At 61.3% G+C, this 14,986-nt stretch carries 11 protein-coding genes; 8 read left to right on the top strand and 3 right to left on the bottom strand.

The features are described from left to right. Nucleotides 1-31 precede the first annotated feature (31 nt). The 7 genes from AK2_RS05475 (at nucleotide 32) to AK2_RS05445 (ending at nucleotide 8,210) form a co-directional block, all read left to right on the top strand. A complete protein-coding gene (locus tag AK2_RS05475) occupies nucleotides 32-1,222 on the top strand; it encodes a bifunctional 3,4-dihydroxy-2-butanone-4-phosphate synthase/GTP cyclohydrolase II (protein ID WP_067932235.1) in 1,191 nt (396 codons plus the stop codon). A 16-nt stretch (nucleotides 1,223-1,238) separates the two neighbouring features. Beyond that, nucleotides 1,239-1,712 carry a 6,7-dimethyl-8-ribityllumazine synthase gene (gene ribH, locus AK2_RS05470; protein WP_067932233.1) on the top strand — a complete coding sequence of 158 codons (474 nt, stop codon included), beginning with the start codon at nucleotides 1,239-1,241 and terminating at the stop codon, nucleotides 1,710-1,712. Nucleotides 1,713-1,831: 119 nt separating this feature from the next. Next, a complete protein-coding gene (locus tag AK2_RS05465) occupies nucleotides 1,832-2,647 on the top strand; it encodes a methyl-accepting chemotaxis protein (RefSeq protein ID WP_067932231.1) in 816 nt (271 codons plus the stop codon). A gap of 263 nt (nucleotides 2,648-2,910) precedes the next feature. Then, the gene (gene galT, locus AK2_RS05460; protein ID WP_067932229.1) at nucleotides 2,911-3,888 is read left to right on the top strand and encodes a galactose-1-phosphate uridylyltransferase; all 978 of its coding nucleotides are present in this window, start codon (nucleotides 2,911-2,913) and stop codon (nucleotides 3,886-3,888) included. Then, nucleotides 3,885-5,105 carry a galactokinase gene (locus tag AK2_RS05455; RefSeq protein ID WP_067932227.1) on the top strand — a complete coding sequence of 407 codons (1,221 nt, stop codon included), beginning with the start codon at nucleotides 3,885-3,887 and terminating at the stop codon, nucleotides 5,103-5,105. The genes galT and AK2_RS05455 overlap by 4 nt, the downstream gene beginning before the upstream one ends. Continuing rightward, nucleotides 5,090-6,094, top strand: coding sequence for a UDP-glucose 4-epimerase GalE (gene galE, locus AK2_RS05450; protein ID WP_067932225.1), 1,005 nt, complete (start codon nucleotides 5,090-5,092; stop codon nucleotides 6,092-6,094). Before AK2_RS05455 ends, galE begins: the two co-directional genes overlap by 16 nt. A gap of 247 nt (nucleotides 6,095-6,341) precedes the next feature. Beyond that, nucleotides 6,342-8,210, top strand: coding sequence for a glucosaminidase domain-containing protein (locus tag AK2_RS05445; protein ID WP_067932223.1), 1,869 nt, complete (start codon nucleotides 6,342-6,344; stop codon nucleotides 8,208-8,210). A gap of 97 nt (nucleotides 8,211-8,307) precedes the next feature. Here AK2_RS05445 and AK2_RS05440 read toward each other — a convergent pair whose 3' ends face one another. After that, complete coding sequence (locus AK2_RS05440; RefSeq protein WP_067932220.1) at nucleotides 8,308-9,177, bottom strand: SDR family oxidoreductase; 870 nt, start codon at nucleotides 9,175-9,177, stop codon at nucleotides 8,308-8,310. Nucleotides 9,178-9,502: 325 nt separating this feature from the next. After that, complete coding sequence (ileS, locus tag AK2_RS05435) at nucleotides 9,503-12,655, bottom strand: isoleucine--tRNA ligase (RefSeq protein ID WP_067932218.1); 3,153 nt, start codon at nucleotides 12,653-12,655, stop codon at nucleotides 9,503-9,505. A 615-nt stretch (nucleotides 12,656-13,270) separates the two neighbouring features. Here ileS and AK2_RS05430 point away from each other — a divergent pair. Continuing rightward, nucleotides 13,271-14,257: a glycoside hydrolase family 130 protein gene (locus AK2_RS05430; protein WP_245632785.1), complete on the top strand. Its 987-nt coding sequence runs from the start codon at nucleotides 13,271-13,273 to the stop codon at nucleotides 14,255-14,257. 18 nt (nucleotides 14,258-14,275) lie between these two features. On the opposite strand, the gene ispD is transcribed toward AK2_RS05430, so the two are convergent. Next, nucleotides 14,276-14,971, bottom strand: a complete 696-nt coding sequence (gene ispD, locus AK2_RS05425; RefSeq protein WP_067932214.1) for a 2-C-methyl-D-erythritol 4-phosphate cytidylyltransferase — start codon at nucleotides 14,969-14,971, stop codon at nucleotides 14,276-14,278. Between the last annotated feature and the right edge of the window lie 15 nt (nucleotides 14,972-14,986).

Raw genomic sequence — 14,986 nt, 5'->3', positions numbered from 1 at the left:
GGTCGGAACCTAGGGAAGGAAGGCGAACGCGATGTTGAACTCGATTGAGGAAGCTGTCGCGGACCTGCGTGCGGGCCGCGTGGTCATTGTGGTCGATGACGAGGACAGGGAGAACGAGGGCGATTTTGTGGCGCTCGGCGAGAAGGCGACGCCCGAGGTCATCAATTTCATGATCACGCACGGGCGCGGGCTTGTGTGTGTGCCGATAACCTCGGACCGGGCCCAGCGGCTGGGGTTTCGCGCGATGGTGGAACAGAACACCGACACCTACGGCACCGCCTTCACCGTCTCCGTCGACGAGGCGCGGACACACACGGGCATCTCCGCCTTCGAGCGGGCGCAGACAATCGCGGCGCTGGTGCGCGCGGATGCGCGGCCCCAGGATTTTCGCCGCCCGGGGCACATCTTCCCGCTGATTGCCAAGGAAGGGGGCGTGCTGCGCCGCGCCGGGCACACCGAGGCCGCGGTGGATCTCGCCCGCCTCGCCGGGGCGGAGCCGGTGGGCGTGATCTGTGAGATCCTGAACGAAGACGGCACGATGGCGCGCCTGCCGCAACTGTTGGAGCTGGCCGCCCGCCACGGTCTGAAGGTCGTTTCGATTGCCGATTTGATATCCTACCGCAAGCGGTCGGAAAAGCTCGTCGAGCGCCGCGCCAGTGCGAAACTGCCGACGGCTTACGGCGAGTTTCAGGCCGTGGTCTACACCAATCAGCTGGACGACAAGGAGCATGTGGCCCTGGTGATGGGCGAGATGGACGGAGAGCCGACGCTGGTGCGCGTGCACTCGGAGTGCCTGACTGGTGACGCCTTTGCCTCGCTGCGCTGCGATTGCGGGCCGCAGCTGCACGCGGCCATGCAGCAGATTGCGGCGGAGGGCAAAGGGGTCTTGTTGTACCTGCGCCAGGAAGGCCGAGGGATTGGCCTGTTGAACAAAATCCGCGCCTACGCACTGCAGGACGAGGGGGCGGATACGGTGGAGGCCAACCACCGCCTGGGTTTCGCCGACGACTTGCGCGACTACGGCATCGGGGCGCAGATTCTGCATGACCTTGGGGTGCGCAAGATGCGGCTTTTGACCAACAACCCGCGCAAGATCCGAGGCATTGAGGGCCACGGCCTGACGGTGGTAGAGCGGGTTCCGCTGGAAGTGGACCGCAATCCGTACAATGAACACTATCTGCAGACAAAACGCGAAAAGCTGGGGCATCTGTTGCACCTGTGAGACAGGAGGAGCCAACATGAACATCCGCACGTACGAAGGTCACCTGACTGGAGAAGGACTGAAGTTTGGCGTTGTCATCAGCCGTTTCAACGAGTTTATCACACAGCGCCTGCTCGGCGGCGCCATCGACGCCTGGAAGCGGCACGGTGTGCGCGAGGAGGACGTGGAGGTCGCCTGGGTGCCGGGCGCCTTCGAGATCCCGTTCATCGCCAAGCAGCTCGCCCAGTCCGGGCGCTACGACGCGGTTGTCGCCCTGGGCGCGGTTATCCGCGGGGCCACGCCACACTTTGACTACGTGGCGGGAGAGGTGGCCAAAGGCGTGGCGCAGGTATCCTTGCAGTCTGAGTGCCCGGTCATTTTCGGCGTGCTCACCACCGACACGATTGAGCAGGCGGTTGAGCGCGCCGGCACCAAGGCCGGCAATAAAGGCTGGGACGCGGCCGTGTCGGCCATAGAAATGGCCAACCTGACGCGCGCCCTGCGTGGTTGATGGGGGTTGGCAACCGGGCTCCGCGATGGATTAAAACGGATGGAAAGTGATTGATACTGTTCCTCTCATAGGCTAGAATACATACTAGTTCTACTCATTTGAGTTCGGGAGGAACACGGATGTCAACGAAACTGGACGCGATTGTGGCGTGTCTGGACGTGATTCGGCAGACGTACCCGGAGGACGCCAGCCTCATTGTGCTGGACACCGAAAAGGTGGTCACGCAGATCCCTGGGGAACGGATTAAGCCGGCTTACGAGGTCGGCACTCCCATCACGGAGATGGAGCAGACGGTGACGGCGAAGGCGATGCGCCTGGGGCAGGCGCTGCGTGAGGAGCGCGATGCCACGGTCTTCGGTTATCCGTACGTGGCCACCGCCGTGCCCATCCTTGAGGACGGTCAGGTGGTCGGCTGCGTCACCTCCATCGTAAGCCAGGAGCGGTTGGACGCACTTCGCGATGGTGCCAGCGAGCTCTCGGCATTGGTACAAGAGATGTCCGCCAACGCCGACGAAATTGCCCAAGCCTCGGCCCAGATGGCGGAGTCTGTTCAGGGCATGGCAGCCCATGCCGACACCGTTTCGGAAAACATCGAGAAAATCTACTCGGTGCTCGACTTCGTCAAGGGCGTGGCGACGCAATCGCACATGCTCGGACTGAATGCCGCGATTGAGGCGGCACGGGCAGGGGAAGCCGGGCGGGGGTTTTCTGTGGTCGCCGGAGAGATCCGCAAGATGGCGGAACAGAGCAAACAGGCGGTGCAGGACATCCAGCACCAGCTTGAGGCGGTTGTGGAGACAGTAAGCCGCATGACGGAGGCCATCCGCACGATGAGTGGAGCCACCCAGGATCACAGCGCCACCATCGAAGAGTTGAACTCCGAGTTTGCCCACGTCGCGGCGACGGCCGAAAAACTGGCCAAGGCGGCGGGTTAATCGACTCGCCGCCGCTTCGCCTGTCCACTCCCGGGATGGCGCACGGGATGGCGCCATCCTCCCCACCACTAGTCTTGCAAGTCTTCCGTCTCGCCTTATGGCTGGAGTGGTGGATTTGTTATACTGGTCTCGTGGCCCGAGGTGCGGGGGTATGTCAGCAGGGCCATTGCGGAAAGGAGTTTGGTGGGCCGCATAGGGACTCGAGACCACATGGCAGAATTATCAGTAATTTATTGCATCCTGACAGCAATGAGGTGAGACGGTTGGCTGAATTGAGGTATAACCCGCTTCTCGGGGATTGGACGATGGTCGCTTCCAATCGCCAGAAGCGGCCCGACATGCCGAAGGACTACTGCCCTTTTTGCCCTGGATCCGGCAAGGTTCCCGAGCACTACGAGGTGCTCGTCTACGACAACGATTTTCCCGCCCTGTCGCCCAATCCTCCGCATCCCGACGACGTGGCGACGCCGCTGTACCAGGTGGCCGATGCCTACGGCAAGTGCGAGGTGGTGCTGTATTCGCCAGAGCACACAACCACACTGCCACAGTTGTCCATCCCCCACATCCGCAAACTGGTGGATTTGTGGATTGACCGCTTCTCGGTGTTGGGTGAAGACCCGCGCCACCAATACGTGCTCATCTTCGAGAACCGTGGCCCCGAGGTGGGGGTGACGATGCCGCACCCACACGGCCAGATCTACGCCTATCCCTACGTGCCGCAGAAACTGCGCGTCGAACTGGAGTCCTGCCGCAACCATCACGCCGCCACGGGTCACTGCTTGATCTGCGATATCAATCAGGAGGAGCTTCGCTTCGAGCAGCGTGTCGTCGCGGAGAACGATTCGTTTGTGGCCTTCATTCCATTTTTCACTGATTATCCATACGGGGTGTTCATCAGCAGCCGCGCGCACAAATCGGCCATCACCGATTTGGACGACGCGGAGCGAGATGATTTGGCCGCTATCCTGAAATCGGTGACGGCCGGCATGGACGCGCTGTTTGACCGCGAATTTCCATACATGATGGTGATGCACCAGCGTCCGGTCCATGACCGGGCCGCGGCCGCATATTACCACTTCCACATTGAGTTCTACCCGCCGCTCAGGGACCGCGACAAAATCAAGTATCTGGCGTCCTCCGAGACCGGCGCCTGGGCGCCCTGCAACCCGACCGCAGTCGAAGAGACGGCCCCCAGATTGCGGGCGGCCATCGAGCGGGCGCGAAGGGGGAGCCGTGCATGACGGATCTGCGCGAGGCCTATCGGGCGTTTCTTGCCTTTTCTCCGGGATTGAAGGGGTCACACGCCGGTGCGGATGTGCGCGTCTTCTTTGCGCCCGGCCGGGTCAATCTCATCGGCGAGCACATCGACTACAACGGCGGCCGGGTCTTTCCGGCGGCGCTTACAATGGGCACATGGCTGTTTGTGCGCCGGCGCGACGACGGGGTGTTCCGGTTCGCCTCCAGTTCCTTTCCGACCACCGTGGAGCTCCGCGGCAGCGCGAAAGATTGGGTGTACCGCCCAGAGGACGACTTCGCCAACTACCCCAAAGGTGTGTTATGGGTGATGGCTCAGCAGGGACTCGCTCTGCCGGGAGGGGACTTCTACCTGCACGGCAATCTGCCGTACGGGACCGGGCTGTCCAGCTCTGCCTCGGTCGAGGTGGCCACGGCGGTGGCCGTGTGCGGTCTGCTGCGGGCGCCGCTTTCGGTCACGGATATCGCAAAACTCACGCAGCGGGCGGAGAACGAGTTCGTCGGCGTCAACTGCGGCATCATGGATCAGTTTGCCGTCGCGGCCGGCCAAGCGGACACCGCGATTGCGCTCAACTGCGCCACCCTCGACTATGAGTTGGTCCCGGCGCGGATGGAGGGTTGCCGCTTGGTCATCGCCAATACCAACCAGCGGCGCGGTTTGGCCGACTCCAAGTACAACGAACGCCGTGCCGAGTGCGAGCGGGCGCTGGCCCAGGTGCGGGCGGTGCGTCCGGAGGTCCGGCACTTGGCCGACATCCCGGCCGACCACTGGGACGAGTTCGCCCCGCTCATCCAGGACGCCACGCTACTGCGCCGGGCGCGCCACGTGGTGACCGAGAACGGTCGCGTGAGCGCGGCCATCGCGGCGCTGCGCGGCGGCCGCTTGACCGAGTTCGGCCGCCTGCTCAACGCGTCGCACGAATCCTTGCGCGATGACTACGAGGTGACCGGTCAGGCGCTCGACGCGCTGGCGGAAGCCGCCTGGTCCGCCCCGGGCTGCCTGGGATCCCGGATGACCGGGGCAGGCTTCGGCGGCTGTACGGTCAGCTTGGTCGCGGACGACCAGGTCGAGGCCTTCCAGGCGCACGTGCGAGCGCGATACACAGAGGCGACCGGGCTCACCCCGTCGTTTTACGTGACGGACATCGGGCCCGGCGCCCGCGAGGTCACCGAGGAGGTAGAAGCTGCATGTCCATCTTGGTAACGGGGGGCGCCGGGTACATCGGAAGCCATACGGTGGCCGAGTTGTTGGCGCACGGGGAAGAGGTCGTGGTCGTGGACAACCTGGGCACAGGCCACGCGGCATCGGTGCTGGAGGCGCCCTTCTATGAGGCCGATATTCGCAATCACGACCGGATCGTCCACATCCTGCGCGAGCACGCGGTCGACACGGTGGTCCACTTCGCCGCCAACTCGCTGGTCGGCGAGAGCGTCAAAAATCCACTCAAGTACTATGAGAACAACGTGGCGGCGACGGCTCGGCTGTTGGGCGCCATGCTGGAGGCCAACGTCAAGCGCATCGTGTTCTCGTCGACCGCCGCGGTCTACGGGGAGCCCGAGCGAACGCCCATCCGCGAAGACGACGCCACCGTACCGACCAACCCCTACGGGGAGACGAAGCTGGCGATTGAGCGGATGTTCCATTGGTGCCGGCAGGCGTACGGGCTGTCGTCCATCAGCCTGCGCTACTTCAATGCTGCCGGGGCTCACCCGACGCTGCCGATTGGTGAGCATCACCATCCGGAAACGCATCTGATTCCTATCATCTTGCAGGCGGCTCTCGGTCAGCGGCCGGAGGTGTCCATCTTCGGGGACGATTACCCAACGGTGGATGGCACATGCGTTCGCGACTACATCCACGTGATGGACTTGGCCTCCGCCCATCGTCTGGCCGTGGAGCGTCTGCGCCGGTTGGATGAGTCTGGAGGGACCACCGTGGCGGAGGCGTTCAACCTGGGCAACGGCGAGGGATTTTCCGTCAAGCAGGTGATTGACGTGGCCCGCGAGGTGACAGGGCGCATCATCCCGGCTGTGGTCGGCCCGCGCCGCGAGGGCGATCCGGCCGTCCTTGTGGCTTCCTCTGAAAAAGCGCGCGAGGTGTTGGGATGGCGACCCGAGCGGGCGGATCTGCGCGAGATTGTGGATTCGGCGTGGCGCTGGCACCGTTCCCATCCGCATGGCTATGAGCGGTGAAAACTCATCATTCTGCAGCAAAGGGGTGTAGGGTGCGGGAGCCGTGATCGGCTCCCGTAGTTATTTGGTTCGGAATACAATTTTTTCATTGGCACAAAAATTGCGTGACTCGCAAATCGTTTAAAGAAGGCCTAAGATAGATTTCAACAGGGGAGAAACGGGTACTCTGACGTGGCTTACCATCGTCTCGCGATGAATGTTAAAGATCTGCATCTCTTGAAGTAAGAAAGGAAGAGGAGGGACGTTCTTGCAACGTACGCTCAAGGGCATCGCGGCAGCGTCTGCGGTTGTCGGAACCATGACCGTACCTGCGTCGGCACTGGCGGCATCAGCGCACTACAATACGACCAAAGTCGCACACGAATCTGTAACCAAACTTCACAGCCTTGTAGTCAACCAGAAGGAATCGTTCACGGTTACCATCAAGGACGCGCACAACAAGGCCATCAGCGGGGCGCTGGTGTATTTCCAGAGCGACGATAGGAGCGTGGCCACGGCCTCTGCGGGCCATGTGGTGACCAACAAGAGTGGTCAGGCCAAGGTGACCATCACGGGCCACAAGGCTGGGTCCGCCTGGTTGAAGGTAACGGTGAACGGCCTGTCGCACTGGTATAAGGTGACGGTGACCGCGCCGGCGGCGCCGACGGTGAGCATCAGCGGTCTGGGTAATGGGCAAGTGGTCACGTTGGCCTCGCAAAAGGTCACCGTGAACAGCAATGAGAAGTCCGTCAAGCTGTATCTGAACGGTAAGCCGCAGAGCGGCAGTAAGTTGCAGAACGGTCGTTTCGCCTTTTCCCTGAAACTGCGCGATGGCAAGAACACCATCACCGCTGTCGCCACCAATGGCCTCCAGACCAAGAAACAGAGTATCTACGTGACTTATTCGTTTTTTATCAATGTGGATTTGCGGTATCCGGCACCGGCTTCGGTCACGGCCAGTCAAATTGACGGATGGATTGCCGCAAACCATAAGGGAGACATGGAAGGGTTGGGTGCATACTTTGTCAATGCCCAAAATCAGTATGGAGCCAATGCCACGTATTTGCTGGCTCATGCGGCTTTAGAGACAGGATGGGGAACCAGTGACCTGGCATTGAAGAAGAACAACTGGTTTGGCTACGGGGCTTACGGCGACGACGCCTACGGTTATGGCGGCACATTTCCGTCAAGCGAGTATGCCATTATGTTCGAAGCGTGGGAGGTCCGACAAAATTACTTAACGCCTGGGGCTACCCATTACGGCGGCTCTCCGACATTAACCGGAATGAGCAAGGCGAATTACGCCTCGGATCCAGGATGGGCCACTAGCATCGGGGAGATCATGAACGAATATGTGTTTCAAACTGGCGGTTCGAAGAGTGATTATGTACAATATCAGTCTTCCAACAAGGCGCCGGCGCCTTTATCGAGCACCGAGCCCGTGTACAAAGTCGGCACAGATGCCATGGCAGAGGTGGCCCCCACATCGCCGTACAGCTCCCTGCCCGTCTTTCCGAGCCTGAACGCGGATGCCGAGGACGATTTCTTGTACGGAACGTTGTCACAGACAACGTCAGCGACGTCATTCCCTGCAGTCATGCAACTCCAACAGGCATTGAATCAGGATCCGAACGTCTATCCCAAATTGGCGGTGGACGGATTGTTCGGCCCGCAAACCGCTCAGGCGGTGGAACAGTACCAGCAGGCGCATGGACTGCTTGGGACCGGTGTCTGTGATGACGCGACATGGGCGCGGCTGTTCCCAGCTGCAGGAACGTCATTACATAAGGGTCAAGTGTACCATATTGACGAAATGGCGGAATTCCTGACAATCGGCATGTCAGGCGGAAATAAGGAGTTTGCCACATTGTGGTACCACATCGTCGGCCTCGGGTGGGTGCCTTCAACGGAAGTCCAGCTGGATAACGTGTATCAGGTCATCCCGTCAACAGGGTACTCGGTGAAACTGACGGGCACCGGGGGTTCGGTCACCTTGCATCGCGGCGACTTTGCTGTGCAGAACTCCAAGGGACAGTTGGAGGTGTACAATCAGCAGACAGGAAAACTTATCGTTGGATTGCCCAGTGCGCCCGTCAATCTTGAGAAATTCACTATGCCCGAGGTACACGGTAGTTAAGGTTCGTACCGATTCGTGGAGATACCGTTGCAGGCACGGCCGCCGCTGGTGTCACAGATCCTGCGTCTTACGCGGTCTGTGCCTCGGTGGCGCCCGTTCACCCGTTGACCACGGTGCCGCCGTTGACATGCAGAACCTGGCCGGACACGTAGGACGAATCGTCCGTCGCCAGGTATACGTAAGCAGGGGCGAGTTCGCAAGGCTGCCCGGCCCGGTTCAGCGGCGTGTTGGAGCCAAAGTGGGTCACCTGTTCTGCGGGGCTGGTGGAGGGGATGAGCGGCGTCCAGATAGGACCCGGAGCTACGCCGTTCACTCGGATACCGCGCCCGGCCAGGCACAACGACAGGGAGCGGGTGAAGGTGACGATTGCCCCTTTCGTCGCCGAATAGTCGATGAGGCCCGCATTCCCCTCATAGGCAGTGACTGACGCGGTATTGATGATGGCGGATCCAGATTGGAGGTATGGGAGCGCTGCCTTGACCATGTAAAAATAGGAAAACACGTTGGTGCGAAACGTACGCTCCAGCTGTTCTGCAGAGATCTTCTCGACGCTGTCCTGCGGGTGTTGCTCGGCCGCATTGTTGACGAGAATATCCAAGCGTCCCATGGCCTTGACGATGCGACGGACCGCATCGCGGCAAAAGGCCTCGTCTCCCACGTCGCCCGCTTCCAGTATGCAGCGCCTCCCCAACTGTTCGACGCGCGCCTTCGTGGCCTCGGCGTCTTCATGTTCGTTGAGGTACACGATGCCCACATCCGCCCCTTCCTTCGCAAACACGATGGCCACTGCGCGACCTATGCCGCTGTCTCCGCCTGTGATGATGGCGGCTCTCCCGGCAAGCTTCCCGGCCGCTTTATAGCTTGGGTCTTCCGCCGTGGGCAGTGGGTTCATCACCGATTCAAGTCCCGGTTGACGATCCTGATGTTGGGCGGGAAAGGACTGTGGAAAGGATGTCTGGACGGTCATGATACGCCTCCATTGTACTGGGTTGGTGACTTAGTTGCATCTTTCCCCATCCTGCGTGATGTCATGTTGGCTGGGAGTCGCCATTGCCCGCACTCGCGTGTTCGATTCAAGGCTTGTGGTGAGGGTTACGAAAAATACCGGAGAGTGAAGGTGCATGCGCAGCTATGATTTCACCTTGGCCAGCTGCCGACAACCCCCGAGCACAAGCGGAACGATTCGCATCGTAGTTGGAGCCACATAAGGAATCCAGACCTTTTGTGGACCCTTCCACATAAAAAACCCATCCCGAGCCTCACTAGCCCGGGACGGGCGACGAACACTGTCTTCAGCCTTTCACCGTCAGCGTCAGCGGTTTTCCGTTGATGTCCCACTCCTTGGTCAGATCACCTTCCATGCTGCCAAAATGGACATCGCGAATCAGGACAGTCCGGGCAATCCGCTCCTGATGGCGGCGCAGAATGGCCAGCACCTCCTCGTCCCCGTAGGCGGCGAACACAACCTTGGCCGTCACCTCATAGTCGACCTCTTTGCGCATCATCTGCATTTTGGAGATGATTTCCCGGACAAACCCTTCCTCAATGAGTTCTGGCGTCAACTGGGTGTTGAGGCCGACGAATCCACGGCCGGAGACGTCGATAAGACCCGGAAATGCCGCGTGGTAGCGGATTTCCGCCATGTCGCGGGTGATAACGCGCCCGGCTAACTCCACCTTGCCCTCGGCCGCAAACGCAGCCATCACCTGCGGAGCCGCCTGCTTGGCCGCCTGGTTGATGGCCGGCACTTCTTTTCCGTATGCCCGGCCGACCTCTTTCAGGTTGAGGAACAGCTCCGGACGGGCAATCTCCTCCAGCTGCACAAAGGCAACCTCCTTGACGTTCAACTCCTCGGCCAGGATGTCGGTGAACTTGCCCAGCACATCCTCCAGGTTTTGCGGCAGATAGAGGGTGGAGAGCGGTTGCCTGGTTTTCAGCTTGCTTTCGTTGCGCAGGTGCCGCGCGGATTCCACCGCCCAGAGAACCCAGTCCATCTCATCCAAGAGGCGCTCGTCCACGAGGTCCGCCTCCGCGACTGGGAAGTCGCACAGGTGGACGCTGACGGGAGCGGTCTCGTCCCAACTGCGCACGACATTTTGGTACAGTTCCTCCGCGATGAACGGGGTCAGGGGCGCAATCAGCTTGGCCACAGTCGCCAGGACTTCGTACAGGGTCAAGAACGCCGCTGCCTTGTCCGCCTCCATGCCGCCCGCCCAGAACCGCTCGCGGTTGCGGCGCACGTACCAGGTCGACAAGTCATTGACCAGACCCTGGATCTGGCGCGCTGCCGTGGTCGCGTCGAACGCCGCCAGGGCCTCGTCCGCGCGCCGGATGGTATCGTGCAGGCGGGCCAGAATCCAACGGTCCATGAGCGGCCGCTCGGCCACCGGCACGTGATGCTCGGCCGGGCAGAAGCCGTCGATGCCAGCGTACAGCGCGTAGAAGGCGTGCACGTTCTGCAGAAGGTCGATAAACTTCGCCTTGGCCTCTGCCACTGCTCGGTGGTAGAAGCGCTGCGAGTTCCACGGCTGGGTGTTGACCAGGAAATAGAAGCGCAGCGCGTCCGCACCGTGCAGGTCGAAAGCCTCGAACGGATCGATCACGTTGCCTTTCGACTTGGACATTTTCTTGCCGTCCTCGTCCACCACGTGGCCCAGCACCAGCACGTTTTTATACGGGGCCATTCCCTTGACCAGCGACGAAATGGCCAACAGGCTGTAGAACCAGCCGCGTGTCTGATCAATCGCCTCGCAGACGTAATCGGCCGGGTACAGCCGGTGGAATTGCTCCTGGTTCTCAAATGGGTAGTGCCACTGGGCAAACGGCATGCTGCCGGAGTCAAACCAGACGTCGATGACCTCGGGCACCCGCTCCATCCGGCCGCCGCACGCGCAGGTCCAGCGGACATCGTCGATGTACGGCTTGTGCAGTTCCTGCGGCAACCGGCCGGCCCGCTCCTTCAGCTCGGCCTTCGATCCGATGCACTCGGTGCGCCCGCAGCGGTCGCACACCCAAATCGGCAGTGGAGTGCCCCAATAGCGGCTGCGCGACAGATTCCAATCGACCAGGTTTTCCAGAAAATTTCCCATGCGGCCGTCGCGGATGTGCTCCGGGATCCAATGGACGCCGCGCGAGTTTTCGATGACCTCGGCCTTGATGGCGGTCATGCGAATGAACCAGCTGTCAATCGCGTAATACAACAAGGGTGTGTCGCAGCGCCAGCAGTGGGGGTACGCGTGTTCGTGCTTGCCCTTGTCATAGACCAGACCGCGCGCCGCCAGGTGCTTGACGATATCCACGTTGACTTGTTCGTCCTTGACGAAGCGGCCGGCGAAGTCGCTGACGGTGTCGGTGAAGTGGCCGGAAAGGTCGACAAAATTGACAAACACCACGCCGTTTTCCTGACAGACGCGGTAGTCGTCCTCGCCGAAGGCCGGCGCCATGTGCACGACGCCGGTGCCGGATTCGTCGGTCACGTGGCTGGAGGTGACGACGACGTGTTTTTTCCCGTCGACGGTCACGTATGGAAACACCGGTTGATAGCGCAGGCCGGCCAACTCTGCGCCGGTGCAGGCGGTGACGACGCGTCGCTCCTCCGTCAGGTAGTGCTCCTTGCGGCCCTCCGCGACGACGTAGTTCTCCTTGGCCGCCGCGTCATGAATCAGCACGTACGTAAACTCCGGGTTGACCGCCAGCGCCACATTGCTCGGCAGCGTCCAGGGGGTGGTTGTCCAGGCCAGGATGTATGTCGGGGTGTCATCCGGCAACTGTCCCTGCGCGAACACCCGCGCGACCTCCGATGGGTCAAGCAGGCGGAACTTGGCCGTCACCGATAAGTCCTTGACATCCTTGTAGCCCTGCGCCACCTCATGGCTAGACAGCGTGGTTTCGCAGTGTGGGCAGTAAGGGCTCACCCGGTGGCCTTTGTACAGCAGTCCTTTTTCGTAGATGGTTTTCAACAGGTGCCAGACCGATTCAATATAATCGTCTGTCAGCGTCATGTACGGGTTATCCAGGTCCACCCAATAGCCCAGCCGCTCAGACAGTTCCCGCCACGTCTGTTCGTAAGTGAAGACACTGTTCTTGCACTCTTGGACAAAGCGTTCAATCCCGAACTCCTGAATCTGCTTCTTGCCGCTGATGCCAAACTTTTTTTCCACTTCAATCTCGACGGGCAGGCCGTGTGTGTCCCATCCCGCCTTGCGCGTGACGTGAAACCCCTTCATCGTCCGGTAGCGCGGGTAGACATCCTTCATCACCCGGGTCAGCACGTGGCCGGGGTGGGGCCGCCCGTTTGCGGTCGGGGGACCTTCGTAGAACACGAACTCCGGGCTGCCCTCGCGCATCCGCTCGCTCTCCCGGAACACGTCGTGCTCCCGCCAAAACGAGAGCACGCGCTGCTCGCGCGCTTTGGCCGGTTCCTTGGCGTCCACTTTTCGGTACATGGTTCATCCTCCTGCAGCGTCAATGGCGGAATGTGTCGGGGTGCGGCGGGGCTCTATAACAAAAACCTCTCGCCCCGTTTGGGGCGAGAGGACCTCCCGCTGTACCACCCAAGTTAGCCGCACATGGCCGAACGCTGGTCGCCGGATGCTCTGGGCGCACCCGCTCATTCCCCATCGGCCATGGAAAAACTCTGCACCCGCGTGGCCGTTATTCCGCGATACGGCGGGGCCGAGATGGGTGCCGAGCTTGCCGCTCCATCTGTTCTCGATAACGGGAGAAACCCGGCTGGGCCTACTGCCGACCCTCCGCGGCCTGCTCGCCAACGGGTCCGGGTTCAGCCAGCACCTCGAAGGGGATATTCACCAACCCGGGCGCGTGGGCTTGCACCTGACCCCACTCTCTGCAGCGCCCAAATGCTGGCTACTCGTCCTTCTCATCGGCTCTTGTCCATCGTTCCATCCAACCGCGACACGGCCGGAAATTCACGCGTAATTGTAGCATAAATCGACGCCACGGCAAAGTTCCATCACCCAGTCCAGGCATAAATTGGGCTCGCGGGGGGCTCTGCGTCCGTAGTACAATGACAACACCATCAAGGTGGGAGGTTGCAGACCTTGACTTCGGGTAAGATAGGGTTCCCTCTGGGACCGTTTACAAAATACGAACTCAACCCTATCATGGGACCGCAAGGGCATGGCTGGGAGGCCAAGGACTTGTTCAATCCGACCGCGGTCGCCAAGGATGGGAAGATATATATGTTGTATCGCGCCGAGGACAACAGCGGCAGCGGCCGCTGGAACGGCACCTCGCGCATCGGGCTCGCGTTCAGCGAGGATGGAATCCGTTTTCAACGCCATCCTCATCCCGTGCTCGTGCCGACGGAGGGGTATGAGTTTCCGGGTGGGTGTGAGGATCCGCGCGTGACCCAGGTGGGGGACACGTACTACATGACCTACACGGCCTTTGACGGCCGGAGCGCGTACCTGTGCCTGGCCACCTCCAAGGACCTGTTCACGTGGGAGAAACACGGGATATTGTTCCCGCAGTGGCGGGGCGGATTGGACAAGGTGTGGTCCAAATCGGGAGCCATTCTGTCGACGCCGATAGACGGGCGGTACATCATGTACTTCGGTGACACCAGCATCTGGATGGCCCACTCGGAGGACCTTATACATTGGACGCCGCTATCAGAGCCGGTACTGCGTCCGTCCACCAATCCAGACGCTTTCGACAGCGCGCTCATCGAGCCTGGGCCGCAGCCGGTGTTGACCGGCGAGGGGATTCTCCTCATCTACAACGCCGCCCGGCGCATTGATAATCCGTCCAGTCCGCACCACGGCCGGCTGTTTTACGCGAGCGGCCAGGCGCTGTTGGCGAAGGACGACCCGTGCCGGGTGCTCAAACGCACGGCCCATCCGTTCCTGACCCCGGGCACTGTGGACGAGCGCAAGGGCCAGGTGGACAATGTCGTGTTCGTCGAAGGGCTGGTGGAGCACAACGGACTCTGGCATCTCTACTACGGCATGGCCGACTCGAAGATAGGCGTCGCGACGGCGCCCGTTTCGGCGCAGGCTGGGGATGGGGAAGAGATGGCTTCTTGATCCAGCGGCATGCCACCCCTATTGCAGGGTCAGCAACCGTTCGGCCAGCGCGAGGTCGGCCGGGTATGTGACCTTCAGGTTGCGCACGTCGCCTTCGACCACATGCACGGGAGCCAGTTGGAAGCGCAGGACCAGGCTGCAGTCGTCGCTGGCCGGCCCAGAGTCCTGAGTGGCAAGGGCCAACTGGTGGGCGCGCCGTAGCACCTGCAGATGGAATGCCTGCGGTGTCTGCGCCCGCCACAGCCGGGTGCGGTCCGGTATGGCGTCGATGCGCCCCGTGTCGTTCACTTCAAACACGGTGTCGGTGGCCGGAACGGCGGCCGACACCGCCTGATGCTGATTCAGTGCGCACACGCACCGGGCAATCACCGCCTCGCTCACCAGCGGCCGGGCCGCGTCGTGAATCAAAACCCATGCGTCCTCCTCTGCGATGGCGTCGATGCCGGCTTTGCTGCTTTGCTGGCGGGTCTCGCCGCCGGGGACCACGCGTCGGAGCTTGCTGTAGCGGTTGCGTCGTAGGATGTGCTGGGTCTGTTCCTCTGTGTCCGGGTGCGCGACGAGAATCATCTCGTCGACATGCGCGCTGGCTTCAAACGCGTCCAGGGCGTGTTCGAGAATCGTGCGCCCGGCGAGCGGGAGAAATTGCTTGGGGACGCCAGCGCCCATGCGCTGTCCCGTCCCGGAGGCCAAAATCACCGCAAAAACCTTTCGCAACTCGAACAAACCCCT

It is taken from the genome of Alicyclobacillus kakegawensis NBRC 103104, assembly GCF_001552655.1.
GTDB classification, from domain to species: domain Bacteria; phylum Bacillota; class Bacilli; order Alicyclobacillales; family Alicyclobacillaceae; genus Alicyclobacillus_G; species Alicyclobacillus_G kakegawensis.
Note: the sequence above shows the minus strand (reverse complement) of the source record. Positions and strands in the feature narration are given on the sequence as shown.

Bases quoted from the DNA above. Each gene is read 5' to 3' on its own strand.
- AK2_RS05475 (WP_067932235.1), top strand. From the start codon at position 32: ATGTTGAACTCGATTGAGGAAGCTGTCGCGGACCTGCGTGCGGGCCGC.
- ribH (WP_067932233.1), top strand. From the start codon at position 1,239: ATGAACATCCGCACGTACGAAGGTCACCTGACTGGAGAAGGACTGAAG.
- AK2_RS05465 (WP_067932231.1), top strand. From the start codon at position 1,832: ATGTCAACGAAACTGGACGCGATTGTGGCGTGTCTGGACGTGATTCGG.
- AK2_RS05455 (WP_067932227.1), top strand. From the start codon at position 3,885: ATGACGGATCTGCGCGAGGCCTATCGGGCGTTTCTTGCCTTTTCTCCG.
- galE (WP_067932225.1), top strand. From the start codon at position 5,090: ATGTCCATCTTGGTAACGGGGGGCGCCGGGTACATCGGAAGCCATACG.
- AK2_RS05440 (WP_067932220.1), bottom strand. From the start codon at position 9,177: ATGACCGTCCAGACATCCTTTCCACAGTCCTTTCCCGCCCAACATCAG.
- ileS (WP_067932218.1), bottom strand. From the start codon at position 12,655: ATGTACCGAAAAGTGGACGCCAAGGAACCGGCCAAAGCGCGCGAGCAG.